This is a genomic window from Cedecea davisae DSM 4568 (assembly GCF_000412335.2).
Lineage (GTDB): Bacteria > Pseudomonadota > Gammaproteobacteria > Enterobacterales > Enterobacteriaceae > Cedecea > Cedecea davisae.
Genome location: NZ_KE161030.1, coordinates 538,889 through 555,497, shown reverse-complemented (window position 1 = coordinate 555,497; position 16,609 = coordinate 538,889). Strand labels below are relative to the sequence as shown.

Annotated in this window: 17 protein-coding genes; 9 read left to right on the top strand and 8 right to left on the bottom strand. The window is 54.2% G+C overall.

All coding sequences use genetic code 11. The features are described 5' to 3' along the window. Window positions 1-110: 110 nt before the first annotated feature. On the bottom strand, window positions 111-875 hold the full coding sequence (pdhR, locus tag HMPREF0201_RS02665; protein WP_016534918.1) for a pyruvate dehydrogenase complex transcriptional repressor PdhR: 765 nt from the start codon (window positions 873-875) through the stop codon (window positions 111-113). 538 nt (window positions 876-1,413) lie between these two features. Here pdhR and aroP point away from each other — a divergent pair. Further along, window positions 1,414-2,784 (top strand): aromatic amino acid transporter AroP, encoded by a 1,371-nt coding sequence (aroP, locus tag HMPREF0201_RS02660; RefSeq protein ID WP_016534916.1) that lies wholly within the window; start codon window positions 1,414-1,416, stop codon window positions 2,782-2,784. A 52-nt stretch (window positions 2,785-2,836) separates the two neighbouring features. Here aroP and ampE read toward each other — a convergent pair whose 3' ends face one another. Beyond that, the gene (gene ampE, locus HMPREF0201_RS02655; protein WP_016534915.1) at window positions 2,837-3,691 is read right to left on the bottom strand and encodes a beta-lactamase regulator AmpE; all 855 of its coding nucleotides are present in this window, start codon (window positions 3,689-3,691) and stop codon (window positions 2,837-2,839) included. Further along, window positions 3,688-4,251 carry a 1,6-anhydro-N-acetylmuramyl-L-alanine amidase AmpD gene (gene ampD / locus HMPREF0201_RS02650; RefSeq protein WP_016534914.1) on the bottom strand — a complete coding sequence of 188 codons (564 nt, stop codon included), beginning with the start codon at window positions 4,249-4,251 and terminating at the stop codon, window positions 3,688-3,690. The genes ampE and ampD overlap by 4 nt, the downstream gene beginning before the upstream one ends. A gap of 83 nt (window positions 4,252-4,334) precedes the next feature. On the opposite strand from ampD, the gene nadC reads away from it, so the two are divergent. From nadC to hofC, 4 genes are all read left to right on the top strand, one after another. Continuing rightward, window positions 4,335-5,225, top strand: coding sequence for a carboxylating nicotinate-nucleotide diphosphorylase (gene nadC / locus HMPREF0201_RS02645; RefSeq protein WP_016534913.1), 891 nt, complete (start codon window positions 4,335-4,337; stop codon window positions 5,223-5,225). Window positions 5,226-5,408: 183 nt separating this feature from the next. Then, window positions 5,409-5,864: a prepilin peptidase-dependent pilin gene (gene ppdD, locus HMPREF0201_RS02640; RefSeq protein ID WP_016534912.1), complete on the top strand. Its 456-nt coding sequence runs from the start codon at window positions 5,409-5,411 to the stop codon at window positions 5,862-5,864. Beyond that, a complete protein-coding gene (gene gspE, locus HMPREF0201_RS02635; protein ID WP_016534911.1) occupies window positions 5,861-7,240 on the top strand; it encodes a type II secretion system protein GspE in 1,380 nt (459 codons plus the stop codon). Before ppdD ends, gspE begins: the two co-directional genes overlap by 4 nt. After that, complete coding sequence (gene hofC / locus HMPREF0201_RS02630) at window positions 7,233-8,438, top strand: protein transport protein HofC (RefSeq protein ID WP_016534910.1); 1,206 nt, start codon at window positions 7,233-7,235, stop codon at window positions 8,436-8,438. The genes gspE and hofC overlap by 8 nt, the downstream gene beginning before the upstream one ends. Before the next feature lie 31 nt (window positions 8,439-8,469). On the opposite strand, the gene HMPREF0201_RS02625 is transcribed toward hofC, so the two are convergent. Further along, on the bottom strand, window positions 8,470-9,513 hold the full coding sequence (locus HMPREF0201_RS02625; RefSeq protein ID WP_039897913.1) for a GMP reductase: 1,044 nt from the start codon (window positions 9,511-9,513) through the stop codon (window positions 8,470-8,472). A 277-nt stretch (window positions 9,514-9,790) separates the two neighbouring features. Here HMPREF0201_RS02625 and coaE point away from each other — a divergent pair, with 277 nt between their 5' ends. The 3 genes from coaE to yacG are packed head-to-tail and all read left to right on the top strand — an operon-like array spanning window position 9,791 to window position 11,361. After that, complete coding sequence (gene coaE / locus HMPREF0201_RS02620; RefSeq protein ID WP_016534908.1) at window positions 9,791-10,411, top strand: dephospho-CoA kinase; 621 nt, start codon at window positions 9,791-9,793, stop codon at window positions 10,409-10,411. Continuing rightward, window positions 10,411-11,154, top strand: coding sequence for a cell division protein ZapD (zapD, locus tag HMPREF0201_RS02615; protein ID WP_016534907.1), 744 nt, complete (start codon window positions 10,411-10,413; stop codon window positions 11,152-11,154). Before coaE ends, zapD begins: the two co-directional genes overlap by 1 nt. A gap of 9 nt (window positions 11,155-11,163) precedes the next feature. Next, complete coding sequence (gene yacG, locus HMPREF0201_RS02610) at window positions 11,164-11,361, top strand: DNA gyrase inhibitor YacG (protein WP_039897912.1); 198 nt, start codon at window positions 11,164-11,166, stop codon at window positions 11,359-11,361. Here yacG and mutT read toward each other — a convergent pair. The 3 genes from mutT to secM all read right to left on the bottom strand — a co-directional run bounded on the left by mutT (window position 11,358) and on the right by secM (window position 15,084). Further along, window positions 11,358-11,747 carry an 8-oxo-dGTP diphosphatase MutT gene (gene mutT, locus HMPREF0201_RS02605; protein ID WP_016534905.1) on the bottom strand — a complete coding sequence of 130 codons (390 nt, stop codon included), beginning with the start codon at window positions 11,745-11,747 and terminating at the stop codon, window positions 11,358-11,360. The genes yacG and mutT overlap by 4 nt on opposite strands. A gap of 61 nt (window positions 11,748-11,808) precedes the next feature. Next, window positions 11,809-14,514 (bottom strand): preprotein translocase subunit SecA, encoded by a 2,706-nt coding sequence (secA, locus tag HMPREF0201_RS02600; RefSeq protein ID WP_016534904.1) that lies wholly within the window; start codon window positions 14,512-14,514, stop codon window positions 11,809-11,811. Window positions 14,515-14,577: 63 nt separating this feature from the next. Next, window positions 14,578-15,084, bottom strand: coding sequence for a secA translation cis-regulator SecM (gene secM / locus HMPREF0201_RS02595; RefSeq protein ID WP_071704071.1), 507 nt, complete (start codon window positions 15,082-15,084; stop codon window positions 14,578-14,580). Between the two features lie 22 nt (window positions 15,085-15,106). Here secM and HMPREF0201_RS02590 point away from each other — a divergent pair, with 22 nt between their 5' ends. Further along, window positions 15,107-15,622 carry a DUF721 domain-containing protein gene (locus tag HMPREF0201_RS02590; RefSeq protein WP_016534902.1) on the top strand — a complete coding sequence of 172 codons (516 nt, stop codon included), beginning with the start codon at window positions 15,107-15,109 and terminating at the stop codon, window positions 15,620-15,622. A gap of 8 nt (window positions 15,623-15,630) precedes the next feature. Here HMPREF0201_RS02590 and lpxC read toward each other — a convergent pair whose 3' ends face one another. Continuing rightward, window positions 15,631-16,548: a UDP-3-O-acyl-N-acetylglucosamine deacetylase gene (gene lpxC / locus HMPREF0201_RS02585; RefSeq protein WP_016534901.1), complete on the bottom strand. Its 918-nt coding sequence runs from the start codon at window positions 16,546-16,548 to the stop codon at window positions 15,631-15,633. Window positions 16,549-16,609 lie beyond the last annotated feature (61 nt).

The window sequence follows — 16,609 nt, the reverse complement described above, 5'->3', positions numbered from 1 at the left end:
CCTTATCTGTCTAATACGTTGATTATCTGGAACCTGTCCCATTGTGCTCTTGGTAAAAAACACAATAAGACAGGTTCTGCGTTTAGTTGCCGCGCTCTAAAGTTGGGCGCTTAATCCTTACGTTGCTGAAGAAGACGGAGAGAGCGTTCGCGACGACTCTGCTCACGGCTGCGGTCCAGCAATATTTCCTCAATAAACGCCAGGTGACGATGCGACGCTTCTCGCGCCTGCTCCGGCTGGCGAGCCATAATCGCCGCAAAAATGCTGGCGCGATGGCTGCTCACTTGCGCCAACATCTCGCGGCGCGCGTAGAGCAATTCAAAATTCTGGCGAACGTTTTGTTCGAGCATCGGCTCCATGCAGCGCAGTAAATGCAGAAGCACCACATTATGGGCCGCTTCGGTTACCGCAATTTGATACTGCATGACGGCATCGGCTTCGGCGTCTAAATCGCCCGACTCCTGAGCCTGCTGAATCGCTATATGGCAGTCGCCAATGCGTTTAAGATCTTCATCTGTCCCGCGTAGCGCCGCATAGTACGCAGCAATTCCTTCAAGGGCATGACGGGTTTCGAGCAGATCAAACTGGGATTCGGGATGGTCCGAGAGAAGCTCGACCAGCGGGTCGCTCAGGCTCTGCCAGAGGCTGTTCTGGACAAAAGTGCCACCGCCCTGACGACGGAGCAGCAAACCCTTCGCTTCGAGACGCTGAATGGCCTCGCGTAGTGAAGGACGGGAAACATCAAATTGTTTCGCCAGTTCGCGTTCAGGTGGAAGTTTTTCGCCGGGGCGCAGGGTCCCCTCAAGGATGAGAAACTCCAGCTGTTGCTCAATCACATCGGATAATTTTGGTTGGCGGATTTTGTTGTAGGCCATCGTTCCCTATCCCTGCCATTAACCCGGAGTCAATTGGTAAGACCAATTTCACGTTCGTGAGGCTAAAAGTAACAAAGTATTCACCTTCTGTCCATATTGGTTTTGATTGAAATCATGAAAGCAGGCACATTTTAACAACACTAAAGGAATGGCTTTTCAAACCTGTAACCTGGCGCACAAGCTCCGTTTACTCCCTAAGTGGCAATGTTAACGTTTATGAAACGATATATTTTTCAATCGCAACCGAAAACATCGCCTAAAAAATGACATATTCATGCAGTAAAACTGCCTGGACAAAGGCTGCACAATCCCACTTTTTCCTTCCCCCTTTTTTACAAATGGTTTCTTTTTATTCAACTCGTCAGAGCAGTGGCAGAAAGCAGGTGCAAACGCGAGCGCTTACCACTATTCTTTGCGATGCGGTAGCCCTATCCGCAAATTCAATATTTAACAACCGTAAAAAAAAGACTACACCTTACGGAACAACACAATTACAAATGCGCCAGTGTAGCGCAGACATTAACCACAATGAGGTTACATGATGGAAGGTCAACAGCAAGGCGACACGCTGAAACGCGGCCTTAAAAACCGCCATATTCAGCTGATTGCGCTGGGTGGAGCTATCGGGACGGGCCTGTTTCTGGGCAGCGCATCCGTCATCCAGTCCGCGGGTCCGGCAATTATTCTCGGCTACGCCATCGCCGGGTTTATCGCTTTTTTAATTATGCGCCAGCTGGGAGAAATGGTCGTTGAGGAGCCGGTTGCCGGGTCATTCAGCCATTTTGCCTATAAATACTGGGGCGGCTTCGCGGGCTTTGCTTCAGGCTGGAACTACTGGGTGCTGTACGTCCTGGTTGCCATGGCAGAGCTTACGGCGGTCGGGAAGTATATTCAGTTCTGGTGGCCGGAGATCCCAACCTGGGCAACGGCGGCGGCCTTCTTCGTGATTATCAACGCCATCAACCTGACCAACGTGAAAGTGTTCGGCGAGATGGAGTTCTGGTTTGCCATTATTAAAGTCGTGGCCGTTATCGCCATGATTATATTCGGCGGCTGGCTGCTGTTCAGCGGCAACGGCGGCCCGCAGGCATCCGTCAGCAACCTCTGGGATCAGGGTGGCTTTATGCCGCACGGCGTCATGGGGCTGGTGATGATGATGGCGATTATCATGTTCTCCTTCGGCGGGCTTGAGCTGGTCGGCATTACCGCCGCCGAAGCCGACAACCCGGAAGTGAGCATTCCAAAAGCCACTAACCAGGTTATCTACCGCATCCTTATCTTCTACGTGGGCTCGCTCGCGATCCTGCTGTCCCTGCTGCCGTGGACGCGCGTCACCGCCGACACCAGCCCGTTTGTGCTGATCTTCCACGAGCTGGGTGATACCTTCGTGGCCAACGCGCTTAACGTGGTGGTGCTGACCGCAGCGCTGTCGGTTTACAACAGCTGCGTATACTGCAACAGCCGTATGCTGTTCGGCCTGGCACAGCAGGGCAACGCCCCGAAAATGCTGAAAAATGTCGATAAGCGCGGCGTGCCGGTAAACACCATTCTGGTCTCTGCGGGCTTTACCGCTCTCTGCGTGCTGATTAACTATCTGGCACCGGAATCGGCCTTTGGCCTGCTGATGGCGCTGGTAGTGTCCGCCCTGGTGATCAACTGGGCGATGATCAGCCTGGCGCACATCAAGTTCCGCCGCGCGAAGCAATTGCAGGGCGTGAAAACCCGCTTCCCGGCGCTGTTCTACCCGCTGGGTAACTGGGTCTGCCTGCTGTTTATGGTCGCGGTGCTGGTCATCATGCTGATGACGCCGGGCATGGCCATTTCGGTTTATCTGATCCCGGTATGGATTGTGATTCTGGGCGTGGGCTACTTCCTTAAGCAGAAGAACCTGAAAACCGTTAAAGCCTGATAACTAAAACGCCCCGTATATTGCGGGGCGTTTTGCTTTAAATCGATTGAGACTAAACCAGCGTGCCGTAAATAGTCAGCAAAGCCACCACAGCAACAATCACCAGAGAAACCTTCTTCGCCATTGAAACCGCAGCCTTCGGCGTTTTCATCTTGTCCTGATGCGGTTCCCGCGCCAGAGAATACTGCGCCAGTTGCGTCAACACCTGATACTGGGACGTATGCCTGTCGGCAAGCGAGGCAAACCAGGCCGGAAGCGCTTTTTCTCCATGCCCCAGCAACGCATAGGCCACGCCGACCAGGCGAACCGGGATCCAGTCAAGAACGTGCAGAACGGCATCAATACCCGACAGCAAACGCTCGTGCGGCGTATGGTGGCGAGCGAGCCAGGTCTGCCAGGCGCGCAGGAATGCATAACCCGCCAGCGTAACCGGCCCCCACACTCCTCCAACCACAAACCAGAACAAGGGCGCTAAATAGAAGCGGAAGTTAATCCACAGCAGCGCATTTTGCAGCTCGCGCAGATACTCTCTCTCGCTGCATTCAGGCGGCACACCATGGATCAGCGTTAACTCGCTTGCCATCTCATCGCGGGCGTGTTCGTCGTCCCGGCTGGCAGCTTTGAGGTAAGCATGGTAATGCAACCGCACCTGCCCCGCGCCGATGCAGAGCACGCCCAACGCAATCCAGAAGACCAGAAGGGGAAGATTAAACAGCAGCCCGTGTAGCGCACGCTCTATCAGGAAGACCAGCCCCATAAACAGCGCTGTCATCAGCAGCGTTCGCAGCAGGGAGAAATGCTTAACCCGGCCAAACAAGACTTCGAGACGATGATCCAACTGCCAGTGCTCGCCTATCTTGAACAGCCGCTCGCTCATCAGCACCAGCAACAGGGTAAACAGAGTCATGCGCTCTCCTTGTCTGTAGTCTCTTTAATCGCCCCTAAAAAACGCGGCCACTCAAACGCCGGGCCGGGATCGGTCTTACGCCCCGGGGCAATATCGCTGTGGCCCGTCATATGTTTCTCTATATCAGGATAGTGCTGAATCAGTAACTTAGCTAAAGCCGTTAGTTGCTGATACTGCGCCTCGGTATAAGGCAGCGAATCGGTGCCTTCCAGCTCAATACCAATGGAGAAGTCGTTGCACTTTTCACGCCCCTGATAGCTGGAAACACCCGCATGCCAGGCTCGCTTATCAAAAGGGACGTATTGAACAATTTCGCCATCACGGCGAATAAGACAGTGCGCGGACACGCGCAGATGGGAGATGCCGGCAAAATAAGGGTGCGCCTGCGGGTCAAGCGTGCCGGCGAACAGGGCATCAATCCAGGGGCCACCAAATTCACCCGGCGGCAAACTGATATTGTGCACCACCAGCAACGAGGGGTTTTCCTCTTCCGGTCGGCCGTCAAAATGCGGGGATGGCAGATGTTTTACCCCCACCAGCCAGCCGTCTTTAAGCTGCATTCGAGCTTCTCCTTAGAGTGGTACTTGAAGTCGCTTCAGAGTAGCATGAATCCATATTAACTTATTCATTCCGGAGTTTTATCATGCCGCCCCGCCGTTATAACCCAGACCGCCGACGTGACGAGCTACTCGAACGAATTACCCTTGATATCCCCCTCGCCGTTTCTCAGGCGCTGCGTGAGGATCTTGGCGGCGAAGTTGATCCTGACAACGATATTACCGCTCAGTTGCTGCCGCCGGAAAACATGGCTCACGCGGTAGTCATTACCCGTGAGAACGGCGTTTTTTGCGGTAAGCGCTGGGTCGAGGAAGTCTTTATTCAACTGGGCGGCGACGTCAACGTCACGTGGCATGTTGAAGACGGCACCGAAGTCACCGTCAACCAGCCGCTGTTTGAGCTTAACGGTCCCGCACGCGTACTGCTGACCGGGGAGAGAACGGCGCTTAATTTTGTGCAGACGCTGTCCGGCGTTGCCAGCGAAGTTCGCAGCTATGTTGATCTTCTCGCAGGCACCAAAACCCAGCTTCTGGATACCCGCAAGACGCTGCCGGGCCTGCGCACCGCCCTGAAATACGCCGTACTTTGCGGCGGCGGCGGTAATCATCGTCTCGGCCTTTCTGACGCTTTTCTGATTAAAGAGAACCACATTATTGCTTCCGGCTCCGTACGCCAGGCGGTAGAGAAAGCGTTCTGGCTGCATCCGGACGTACCGGTTGAAGTAGAAGTTGAATCGCTGGATGAGCTGGAGCAGGCGCTGAAAGCAGGAGCCGACATCATCATGCTCGACAACTTCACCGTCGAGCAAATGCGCCAGGCCGTGGCGTTGACCCGGGGCAAAGCCCGCCTTGAGGTTTCAGGCAATGTGACCAAAGAAACGTTGCGCACCTTTGCCGAAACCGGCGTGGATTACATCTCCGTAGGTGCTCTGACCAAACACGTTCGCGCCCTCGACCTTTCGATGCGCTTCCGCTAATCACAAAACGCGGAGGGAATTTGCTCCGTCCGCGTTTTTTTGCGTGCCAGGTTCCATTCAATTTGTCGATGTGCGCAACGCCTTTAATTAGCGCTGAAACCACCTCCCGAAACCGAATGTCCTTCCTCGTAATAACCTTGCTCTCCCCGCACAGTGCCGCTTTCTGACAAACAGGAGCGACAGATGAAAAGACAACAAGGATTCACCTTAATCGAACTGATGGTGGTAATCGGCATCATCGCAATTCTTAGCGCCATCGGCATTCCCGCCTACCAAAACTATCTCCGCAAAGCGGCGCTAACCGACATGCTGCAAACCTTCGTGCCTTACCGCACAGCCATAGAGTTATGCGCCATCGAGCAAGGCGGCATCACCGGCTGTAATGCCAACAGCAGCGGAATTCCTGAGGTCAAAACGACCCGCTACGTCAGCACGATGAGCATAACCAGCGGCATTGTGACCTTAACGGGTAAAGAATCACTTAGCGGGCTGACGGCAACCTTTACGCCGCAGTGGCTTGACGATAGCGGGGTAACAGGCTGGACGCGAAGCTGCAATACGGCAAATAACACCGCCCTGAAACAGGCCTGTGAAGAGATATTCCGTTTTCCCGACGGCAAAGCAGGAGCTAAAGCATGAAAACCCAACAACAGCTCCTATCGCTCTGTCAGCATTACAACCTTATCCTGATAGAGGAAACGGAAGACACGCTACGCATTGCGGCCCGGGATAAACCGGATGAGCAAATGTACCAGGCGCTGCGCTTTCTCTGTAACAAGCATATCGATGTCGAGCTCTGGCCCGTGGAGCGCCTTGAGAAATGGCAAACTGGCCAGACTCTCCGGCAGCCAGAGCAAGAGGGGGATGGCTCCATCGTTGCGCTGCTGGAGAGTACGCTGGCGGCGGCCGTTCAACAGCGAGCTTCCGATATCCATTTTGAGCCGTGCGAAGAAGTCTATCGGATTCGGCTGCGCATAGACGGCGTGCTGCAATGCCAGCCGCTGCTTCCTCCTTCGGTTGCCGCGCCGATGACCGCGAGGTTGAAAGTTCTGGCTAACCTGGATATTGCGGAGAGGCGCTTACCGCAGGACGGGCAGATGGACTATCACGTCGGGGAAGTGAAGGCCTCATTTCGGGTCTCCACTCTTCCATGCCGCTACGGCGAAAAAGTGGTGTTAAGGCTGCTTCAGCAGGGCAGGAATAACCTGGATATGAGCCTGCTGGGCATGCCGCCGGCAGAAACCGAACAGTTTCGCCAATCGCTTTCTGTACCTCAGGGCATGATTCTGGTTACCGGCCCCACGGGCAGTGGAAAAACAATCACCCTTTATAGCGCCCTGGATGTGCTCAACCAGCCGGGGATTAACGTGTGTAGCGTCGAAGATCCCGTAGAAATCCCTCAGGACGGCCTGAATCAAACTCAGGTAAACCCCAAAGCGGGGATCACCTTTCAGAATATCCTGCGTGCCCTGCTACGCCAGGATCCGGACGTGATTATGGTCGGTGAAATCAGGGACAGCGAAACGGCAGAGATAGCGATAAAAGCGGCCCAAACCGGGCACCTGGTACTCTCCACGCTTCATACCAATTCGACGGTGGAAACGCTGACCCGCCTTGAGCAAATGTCTATTCCGCGCTGGATGCTTGCCTCAGCGGTAAATCTCATCGTCGCACAGCGGCTGGTCAGGAAGCTCTGCCCGCACTGTAAAACCCTGGGTGATACCCCGCTCGAACTCCCGGTTCATATCTGGCCCACTGCCCTGCCTCACTGGCGCGCTACTGGCTGCGAGCGGTGCTACAGAGGCTATTATGGGCGAACGGCGCTGTTTGAAATGCTGCCGCTCTCTCCCGCCCTGCGCTCGGCTATAACCGGCGGGGAACCGGCGGAAAATATTGAATCCCTGGCACGCAGGCAGGGAATGGCAACCCTGTTTGAAAGCGGCTGCCGCGCCGTAGAGCGGGGGCACACTACCCTGGAAGAGCTGTATCGGGTATTAGGCATGCCGCATGACTAAAATGCGGATCTGGCGCTGGAAGGCAATAGATAACCTGGGGCAATTGAAAACAGGTTCGACTCTGGCAGCAGAGAGGCTGGTGCTCGAGGAAGAGCTAGGTAAGCAGCAGCTACAGTTACTCTCGGCCAGAAGTTCGTCGATAAACAGCGGCTCTTGCTGGCATACCCAGCAAAAGATTGACGTGATCCGCCAGCTTGCTGCCCTGCTCCATGCAGGCATAGCTCTGACGGATGCCCTATTGTTAATCGCCCGCCAGCATCCGAAACCGTCCTGGTCAGCTTTGCTACAGCATATTGAGGGGCAAGTGTCTCAGGGGGTGCCTCTTTCCGGGGCACTTCAGCAATGGCCGCGCATTTTCCCTCCGCTGTTTATTGCACTGCTGCATACGGGGGAGCTAACAGGCAAGCTTGCAGAGTGCTGCCAGCAGCTGGCCGAGCAGCAGGAACAGCAATATCAACTGACCCGGAAAGTGGTTAAAGCCCTGCGCTATCCGCTTTTTATTCTGCTGGTCGCGCTATTCGTCACGGCCGGGATGATGGGCTTTGTTCTCCCCGAATTTGCCAATATCTATCGCTCATTCAATGCGCCACTGCCTGCCGTTACCCAGGCCGTTATGGGCATATCTTCATGGGTAACAGAGCAAGGGGGATGGTGGGCGCTGGCGGTGATTATTTTGTGTATTGGCTGGATGATGCTGCGCCGCACTCAACCCGCTTTACGGGAAAAAGAGCAACAACTCTTACTAAAAATACCGCTCATTGCCCCGCTGCGACGGGGTCAGTTGCTTAGCCAGATATTTACCGTATTAACTCTCTCCCAACACGCAGGCATCCCTCTATTACAGGGGCTTGAGGCGGTGGAAAAAACGCTGACTCAGCGACTATGGCAGCGGCAGATTTCCGGGGTGAGCAAAAAAATTGCTGAAGGCCAGCCGCTTTGGCAAGCCCTCGCAGGTTCCGGCTACTTTACGCCACTCTGCCAGCAGCTGGTTCGCATAGGGGAGGAGTCCGGTTCACTGGATCTGATGCTTGGGCGGTTAGCCCGCTGGCATTATGACAAAACCTACGAGCTGGCCGACGGTCTTGCAGCAATGCTTGAACCGCTAATGATGGTTGTGATTGGGCTAATTATTGGCACGCTGGTGGTAGCGATGTATCTGCCTATATTTCAGCTGGGGGATGCAATGAGCGGGGGGTAATGGCGCAGCAGACGCTACGCCATTAATAACTTTAGAGGCTGTTGAAAACGCGGTTTTCCTGCTCCGCCACGCGGATAAAGGTGGTGCGTTTGGTCAGCTCTTTAAGGCGTGACGCGCCAACATAAGTACATGCGGAGCGCAGGCCACCAAGGATATCACGAGCGGTATTTTCAACCGGGCCACGCAGCGGCAGCTTAACGGTTTTGCCTTCCGCGGCGCGGTATTGTGCTACGCCGCCAACGTGGCGAGTCATCGCGGACTCAGAGCTCATGCCGTAGAACAGCATAAACTTCTCGCCGTCTTCCTCAACAACAGTGCCGCCGCTCTCTTCGTGACCGGCAAGCATACCGCCTAGCATCACAAAGTCTGCCCCGCCGCCGAAGGCTTTTGCCACATCACCCGGAACGGTACAGCCGCCGTCGCTGACAATCTGGCCGCCAAGGCCGTGAGCCGCATCGGCGCACTCGATAACCGCTGAAAGCTGAGGATAACCCACGCCAGTTTTCACGCGAGTAGTACACACGGAGCCAGGGCCGATACCGACTTTGACGATATCGGCGCCGGAGAGGATCAGCTCTTCACACATTTCACCGGTCACCACGTTGCCCGCACAAATCACTTTATCCGGCCAGGCTTCGCGCGCTTTGCTTACGAACTGGGTGAAGTGCTCAGAGTAGCCGTTGGCGACATCGATGCAGATAAATTTCAGCGCCGGATTCAGGGCCAGAATTTGCTTGGTTTTAGCGAAATCGGCATCCGAAGTGCCGGTAGAAACCATCACAAAGCGCAGCAGGTTTTCCGGCGCGGACTTGACGAAGTTGCTCCATTCTTCAACGGAGTAATGCTTATGAACGGCGGTGAGAATATCGAACGAGGCCAGCGCCTGCGCCATGGCGAAAGTACCGACTGTATCCATGTTTGCCGCAATGATCGGCACACCAGACCACGCAATACCGGAATGTTTGAATGTGAATTGACGCTCAAGCTCAACGTCAGAACGGCTCTTGAGGGTGGAGCGTTTCGGGCGGATTAAAACGTCTTTAAAACCTAACTTCAAATCTTCTTCAATACGCATGTTGCGGATCCCTGGGTCGAATGGCGGTGAACACATAAATACGATCGGCGAAACAACGGCCAACCCCAGTGACGCTATCATACGCAGTAATAATGGCTCCGCAAGACTGCGAAAACCGACTTTTTTACGCTACAATCGTTCAAATTTACCTTATAAAGGGCAGCGCTGGCCGATAAGGGTAATTTTCGCTTGTTACATAAGCAAAAATCACCTGAAAAACCTTACCCAGAGCCCCTCTTATCTCATTGATAAATAATAGCATCAGGATCGGTTTTCTATGGTTTACACGGTAGCACTTACGGGCGGTATTGGCAGTGGTAAAAGTACCATCGCCGAAGCATTTTCCCGCTCAGGAGTCACCGTAGTGGATGCTGATATCATTGCCCGTCAGGTTGTTGAGCCTGGCCAACGTGCGCTGGCTCTCATTTCGCAACATTTTGGTTTAAAGATCCTTCTGGAAGATGGCTCTTTAAATCGTCGTGCCCTGCGCGAAGAGATCTTTAGCTCACCTCAGCAAAAGCAATGGGTAAACAACCTGCTTCATCCTTTAATCCAGCAGCGAACTCGCGATGAAATTGCGCGTGCCGCCTCGCCGTATGTGTTGTGGGTTGTCCCGCTGCTGGTGGAAAATAACCTGCAAAATAAAGCGAACCGGGTTCTGGTGGTCGACGTTTCCCCCGAAACTCAGATTGCGCGTACCATGAAGCGGGATAATGTCTCTCGTGAACATGCGCAGCAGATCCTGGCCGCCCAGGCAACGCGGGAAGCCCGCCTCGCCGTTGCAGATGACATAATTAATAATGACGGCAGCCCGCAAGACGCTGCCGTGCATGTTGATCGCCTGCATCGCCAGTATCTAAAACTGGCTTCCCAGGCCGCACAACAGGAAACAGAATAATGAGCACTCAGGTTCTTTTTGAGCACCCGCTGAATGAAAAGATGCGTACCTGGCTACGCATTGAGTTTTTGATCCAGCAGCTACAGGCTGCCTTACCCATTGATGAAAGCGCTAAAGCGCTGCATTTTTTTCGTAACATCGGTGACCTGCTGGATGTGTTTGAAAGGGGCGAAGTCCGCACCGAGATCCTGAAAGAATTGGGCAGACAGCAGCGCAAGCTATTGAGCTGGTCAGAAGTGCCGGGCGTAGATATGCAACGCATCGACTCGCTGCGTGCCCAGTTGGAAACCTGCGGTAGCGTTCTGATGGCTGCCCCGCGCCTCGGCCAGCTTTTGAGAGAAGACAGGCTGATAGCGCTGGTACGCCAGCGTTTGAGCATCCCCGGCGGCTGCTGTAGTTTTGATTTACCGACGCTGCATATCTGGCTTTACCTGCCGCAGGAGCAGCGTGATGCTCAGGTTAGCCTCTGGCTCAACAGCCTTGAGCCGGTGAAGCAATCACTCGACCTGCTGCTGGATATCATCCGCAATTCAGCGCCGTTCAGGAAGCAAACCAGCCTCAACGGTTTCTACCAGGATAACGGTGATGACGCCGATTTACTGCGCCTTCATCTCGCCCTGAACGACCAGCTTTACCCTCAGGTTTCTGGCCATAAAAGTCGCTTTGCGATTCGTTTTCTGCCGCTGGACTCAGAACATGGCCTGGTGCCAGAGCGCCTCGATTTTGAACTGGCCTGCTGCTAAGGAATGAAAATGAGTGAAGAAACTATTGTGAACTGCCCGGGCTGCGGCAAGGCCGTTATCTGGAGCGAGGCCAGCCCTTACCGTCCTTTCTGCAGCAAGCGCTGCCAGCTTATTGATTTAGGCGAATGGGCCGCTGAAGAGAAACGTATTCCCAGCAGCGGCGACCTTTCCGAAAGCGATGACTGGAGTGAAGAGCTTGAGCGTTAGGCGTTCAGCAACTTCTGAATAACAGGCTCATTAGCCGGCGGGAATTCGTCGGCTATAAGCTGATGCTGAGCGACCCAGCGTCCCGGCTGCCCCTCTTTCCCCCACGGCTCACCTTCCCACTGTTCAACCAGGTAAAACCATAACGAGATATGGCGATCGGGAAACTGATACTCCAGGGTTTCAAAAAGCTCGGCTTTCTGGGCCGCAATCCCCGTCTCTTCCTGTAGTTCACGAATCAGAGCCTGTTCCGGTGATTCACCGGCCTCAATTTTTCCGCCCGGGAACTCCCATTTATTGGCCATATGCGCGTCGGCCGCGCGCTGGGTGATAAAGATTTCTCCCTGCGGGTTGCGGATAATACCGACGGCGATTTGCAGCTGCTTCATATTCTCAAACTCCGAATAGAAAAAAGGCGCAGCAAGCTGCGCCTTTTGGTTTTTCCAGACCTTAGCTCAGACGGCCATGGCACTGTTTGTATTTTTTACCGGAACCGCAAGGGCAAGGATCGTTGCGCCCGACTTTACGGTCGCCGGTCTCAGCCGCCAGCGCTTGAGCTGCCTGAGTCTCATCATCTACGTGGCTCAGCTGCTGCATGCTCGCCAGACGCTCGGCTTCTTCGCGGCGCTGCTGTTCCATCGCTTCAACTTCTTCCGGCATACGAACCTGAACCTTGCTCAGCGTGCTGACCACTTCATACTTCAGTGACTCAAGCATAGCGGCAAACATAGAGAAGGATTCACGTTTGTACTCCTGCTTAGGATCTTTCTGCGCATAACCACGCAGGTGGATACCCTGACGCAGGTAATCCATCGCAGCAAGGTGCTCTTTCCACAGAGAGTCCAGCGTTTGCAGCATCACGCCTTTTTCGAAGTGGCGCATCATCTCGGCGCCGACCACTTCCTCTTTACGCTGATAAACTTCAATCGCGTTAGCCAGGATGCGCTCGCGCAGGGTCTCTTCGTGCAGCTCAGGTTCTTTATCCAGCCACTCTTTGATTGGCATTTCGAGGTCGAAGTCGTTTTTCAGACGCTCTTCCAGACCTTCAACATCCCACATCTCTTCCAGAGACTGCGGCGGAATATGCGCATCAATAGTCACTTTAAACACGTCTTCGCGGATGCTGGCGATGGTTTCGCTAACGTCGCTCACGTCCAGCAGCTCGTTACGCTGGGTATAGATAGCGCGACGCTGGTCGTTCGCTACGTCATCGTATTCCAGCAGCTGTTTACGAATATCAAAGTTACGGCTTTCGACTTTACGCTGCGCGTTGGCAATAGCCTTGGTCACCCACGGGTGCTCAATAGCTTCGCCCGGCTTCATGCCCAGTTTACGCATCATATTGGAGACGCGATCGGAGGCGAAAATACGCATCAGCGCATCTTCCATCGAGAGATAGAAGCGGGAAGAACCTGCATCGCCCTGACGACCGGAACGGCCACGCAGCTGGTTATCGATACGGCGTGATTCATGGCGCTCGGTACCGATGATATGCAGACCACCGGATGCCAGCACCGCATCATGACGAACTTTCCAGTCCGCTTTAATTTGGGCGATTTGTTCCGGCGTTGGGTCTTCCAGCGCGGCAATTTCTTCCTGCCAACTGCCGCCCAGCACGATGTCGGTACCACGACCGGCCATGTTGGTAGCAATGGTCACAGCAGCCGGGTAACCCGCCTGAGCAACAATTCCTGCTTCGTTCGCGTGGAATTTGGCGTTCAGAACATTATGTTTGATGCCCGCTTTGGTCAGCTCCTGAGAAACCACTTCGGATTTCTCGATGGAGATGGTCCCCACCAGCACAGGCTGGCCGTTGGCGGTGCGCTCTTTAATGTCTTCGATGATGGCGCCAATTTTGTCTAACTCGGTCATATAGACCAGATCCGGCATATCTTTACGGATCATCGGACGGTTGGTTGGCACCACAATGGTGTCGAGCTTATAAATGGAGCTGAACTCAAACGCTTCAGTGTCCGCGGTACCGGTCATCCCGGCCAGCTTTTCATACAGGCGGAAGTAGTTCTGGAAGGTGATGGAAGCCAGAGTCTGGTTCTCGTTCTGGATATCAACGCCTTCTTTTGCTTCCACTGCCTGATGCAGGCCGTCTGACCAGCGGCGGCCCTGCATGGTACGGCCGGTATGTTCGTCAACGATGATAACTTCACCGTCTTTAACAATGTAGTCAACGTCGCGGGTGAACAGCGCGTGAGCACGCAGCGCGGCGGTAACGTGGTGCATCAGCATAATGTTGGCCGGGGAGTACAGAGACTCGCCTTCGTCCATCATGCCTTCTTCTACCAGCAGCTCTTCAATCAGCACCAGACCGCGTTCGGTCAGGTTAACCTGGCGAGATTTCTCATCCACGGAGAAGTGGCCTTCACCCTGGAAGGTGTCGGAGTCTTCTTTTTCCTGACGCAGCAGGCGAGGAATGATTTTGTTCACGCGCTTGTACAGCTCAGAACTGTCTTCGGCAGGGCCTGAGATTATCAGCGGGGTACGGGCTTCATCGATAAGGATTGAGTCAACCTCATCCACCAGCGCGTAATGAAGTTTACGCTGCACGCGTTCTTCCGGGCTGAAAGCCATGTTATCACGCAGGTAGTCAAAGCCGTATTCGTTGTTGGTGCCGTAGGTAATATCCGCGGCATAAGCTTCACGCTTAGCGGGAGCCGGCATGCCCGGCAGGTTGATACCCACGCTCAGGCCAAGGTATTCAAACAGCGGACGGTTGTTTTCGGCGTCACGCTGGGCCAGGTAGTCGTTCACGGTTACAACGTGAACGCCTTTGCCGCTCAGCGCGTTCAGGTACGCTGGCAGGGTCGCTGTCAGGGTTTTACCTTCACCGGTACGCATTTCTGCGATGCAGCGGTCGTTCAACACCATACCGCCCAGCAGCTGCACGTCGAAGTGACGCATGCCGAATACGCGTTTACTCGCCTCGCGAACCACGGCAAAGGCTTCAGGGATCAGGTTTTCAAGCACTTCGCCTTTTTTCAGACGTGCGCGGAACTCGTCGGTTTTAGCCTTCAGCTCATCATCCGTGAGCTTCTCCATCTGCGGTTCCATGGCGTTAATCATGGTCACCACTTTGCGCATACGGCGCAGGGTACGATCGTTACGACTACCGAAAACTTTGGTTAATAATTTGATTAGCATAATAAATTCTCAAACGCCTGCCGTCAGTGCGGTCAATAAATTGTTGTTAGTCAGGAAGATTAATTAGCTGAGGCGAAGCGGACCGGCGCGGATGCCCTGTGCCTGACGGATCCACGCAACGGCATTAAAAACTTCAGCCGGGGGAGACGCCTGGAAGGCACTGCCGCGTACAATAACGGGAGGTTTACTTTCCTGAGTCAGCAGAGCGCTGAGCGTATCCAGTAAAGCAAGGTGCTGTGCCTGAAGCGGCACGCTTTCCTGGGCCACCGGCAAAGCCTGAGGCGCCATGGCAAAGGAAAGATGACGAATAACGGTGCGGATTGCATGCTGGTGCCAATAGTCCACACTAAAAGAGGGACGGCGCGTGCTTTCCTGGAGCTGAACGAGGCTATCAAACCGTAGCTGACGAGCCGGGTCATGGCGGCTGGCCGAGGCTTCTGCGGGAATGCCGGTTTCTGTGTTACCGTTGAGCGCGGGCATGCCAAAACTCGCCGCGACCATCCCCAACAGGAGATGCGGCCAGAAATAACGTCTGCCAAATTGTCGCCAACGATTTAGAATACCAATCACTTTTTCCGCCGGAGCTTAATCTATGCGCGACAGTCGCCCGCAATCTTTAGAGAATCTGTTTGACGATGCCGGTCAGGAAAGCATGCTGCAAAACGTTCAACAACGTGCTGTTGCTCTGCTGCGACTGAACCGGGCAGTGAAAGGCATTTTGCCTGCGCCACTGCATCCCTGGTGTCGGGTTGCCAACTTTCGTCAGGGTATCCTCGTACTTGAAACCGCAAATGCCAGCTGGCTGATGCGCTTACGCTATGAACAAGCCACGCTGCTGAGTGCATTACGCGCCCAAATCTTACCATCATTGACATCAATCGACATCAGGATTAATCCATTGCTGGCGGTAAAAGGGCAGGAAATCGTACAACAAAACACCACTCAGACGGGTGCGGAGAAATACGAAGTTAATCGTCAGCTCAGCGAGCAGAGTGCGGAAGCGTTAAGGGAGGTGGCTAAACGTAGCCCGGAGAAATTGAGAGCAACAATAGAACGACTGGCTTCACTGGCCGGAGAGGTTACCAGCAAAACCAGTCGTAATAGATAGCTTAAGCGTTACGCCAGCACCAGGTTAGGTGCTTTGAAGGCCAGTGGAAGTTCGGCTTCGTCTTCGAAGGTCGCCCATTCCCAGGCTTCTTGCTTAGCCAACACGGCCTGCAGCAGCTTGTTGTTCAGCGCATGGCCAGATTTAAAGGCGGTAAACGCGCCGATAACATTGTGGCCGCACATGAACAGGTCGCCAATGGCATCCAGCATTTTGTGACGAACGAATTCATCTTCAAAACGCAGGCCGTCTTCGTTTAATACGCGATAATCGTCAACAACGATGGCACAATCGAAGCTGCCGCCCAGGCACAAACCGCGGGACTGCAGATATTCGATATCACGCATAAAGCCGAAGGTACGGGCGCGACTGATCTGGCGCATAAAGGCTTCAGCAGAGAAGTTCATGGTGTAGCGCTGGGTGCTTGCGTCAATCGCCGGATGGTTAAAGTCGATGGTGAAATCCAACGAGAAACCATTGAACGGTGAGAGTTCAGCCCATTTATCGCCGTCTTCTACACGAACCGTCTCTTTCAGACGTACAAATTTCTTGGCCGAGTTCAGCTCGTCGATACCTGCATCAAGCAGCAGGTAAACGAACGGCGCCGCACTGCCGTCCATGATAGGGATTTCTGGCGCATCGACTTCAATAACGATGTTGTCGATACCCAGCCCTGCCAGGGCAGCGTTGAGGTGCTCTACGGTAGAAATCCGCACATCATGCTCGTTCACCAGACAAGTACAGAGCATGGTATCACGCACGGATTTGGCATCTGCCGGGAAATCTACCGGAGGATTCAAGTCGGTGCGACGATAGATGACCCCGGTATTGGCCGGCGCAGGGCGCAGCGTCAGTGTGACCTTTTTGCCGGTATGTAAACCGACGCCAGTCGCCTGAACGATACGTTTAAGTGTCCTTTGTTTGATCATCGTATAATCTCGCCAAATTGCTGATCCAGCCGAAAGTGTATATCACGTTCGGCAGGCCAGT

What these genes read in the sequence shown, in the direction of transcription:
- pdhR (WP_016534918.1), bottom strand. Translation starts at nt 875, where the DNA reads ATGGCCTACAACAAAATCCGCCAACCAAAATTATCCGATGTGATTGAG.
- aroP (WP_016534916.1), top strand. Translation starts at nt 1,414, where the DNA reads ATGATGGAAGGTCAACAGCAAGGCGACACGCTGAAACGCGGCCTTAAA.
- ampE (WP_016534915.1), bottom strand. Translation starts at nt 3,691, where the DNA reads ATGACTCTGTTTACCCTGTTGCTGGTGCTGATGAGCGAGCGGCTGTTC.
- ampD (WP_016534914.1), bottom strand. Translation starts at nt 4,251, where the DNA reads ATGCAGCTTAAAGACGGCTGGCTGGTGGGGGTAAAACATCTGCCATCC.
- nadC (WP_016534913.1), top strand. Translation starts at nt 4,335, where the DNA reads ATGCCGCCCCGCCGTTATAACCCAGACCGCCGACGTGACGAGCTACTC.
- ppdD (WP_016534912.1), top strand. Translation starts at nt 5,409, where the DNA reads ATGAAAAGACAACAAGGATTCACCTTAATCGAACTGATGGTGGTAATC.
- gspE (WP_016534911.1), top strand. Translation starts at nt 5,861, where the DNA reads ATGAAAACCCAACAACAGCTCCTATCGCTCTGTCAGCATTACAACCTT.
- hofC (WP_016534910.1), top strand. Translation starts at nt 7,233, where the DNA reads ATGACTAAAATGCGGATCTGGCGCTGGAAGGCAATAGATAACCTGGGG.
- HMPREF0201_RS02625 (WP_039897913.1), bottom strand. Translation starts at nt 9,513, where the DNA reads ATGCGTATTGAAGAAGATTTGAAGTTAGGTTTTAAAGACGTTTTAATC.
- coaE (WP_016534908.1), top strand. Translation starts at nt 9,791, where the DNA reads ATGGTTTACACGGTAGCACTTACGGGCGGTATTGGCAGTGGTAAAAGT.
- zapD (WP_016534907.1), top strand. Translation starts at nt 10,411, where the DNA reads ATGAGCACTCAGGTTCTTTTTGAGCACCCGCTGAATGAAAAGATGCGT.
- yacG (WP_039897912.1), top strand. Translation starts at nt 11,164, where the DNA reads ATGAGTGAAGAAACTATTGTGAACTGCCCGGGCTGCGGCAAGGCCGTT.
- mutT (WP_016534905.1), bottom strand. Translation starts at nt 11,747, where the DNA reads ATGAAGCAGCTGCAAATCGCCGTCGGTATTATCCGCAACCCGCAGGGA.
- secA (WP_016534904.1), bottom strand. Translation starts at nt 14,514, where the DNA reads ATGCTAATCAAATTATTAACCAAAGTTTTCGGTAGTCGTAACGATCGT.
- HMPREF0201_RS02590 (WP_016534902.1), top strand. Translation starts at nt 15,107, where the DNA reads ATGCGCGACAGTCGCCCGCAATCTTTAGAGAATCTGTTTGACGATGCC.
- lpxC (WP_016534901.1), bottom strand. Translation starts at nt 16,548, where the DNA reads ATGATCAAACAAAGGACACTTAAACGTATCGTTCAGGCGACTGGCGTC.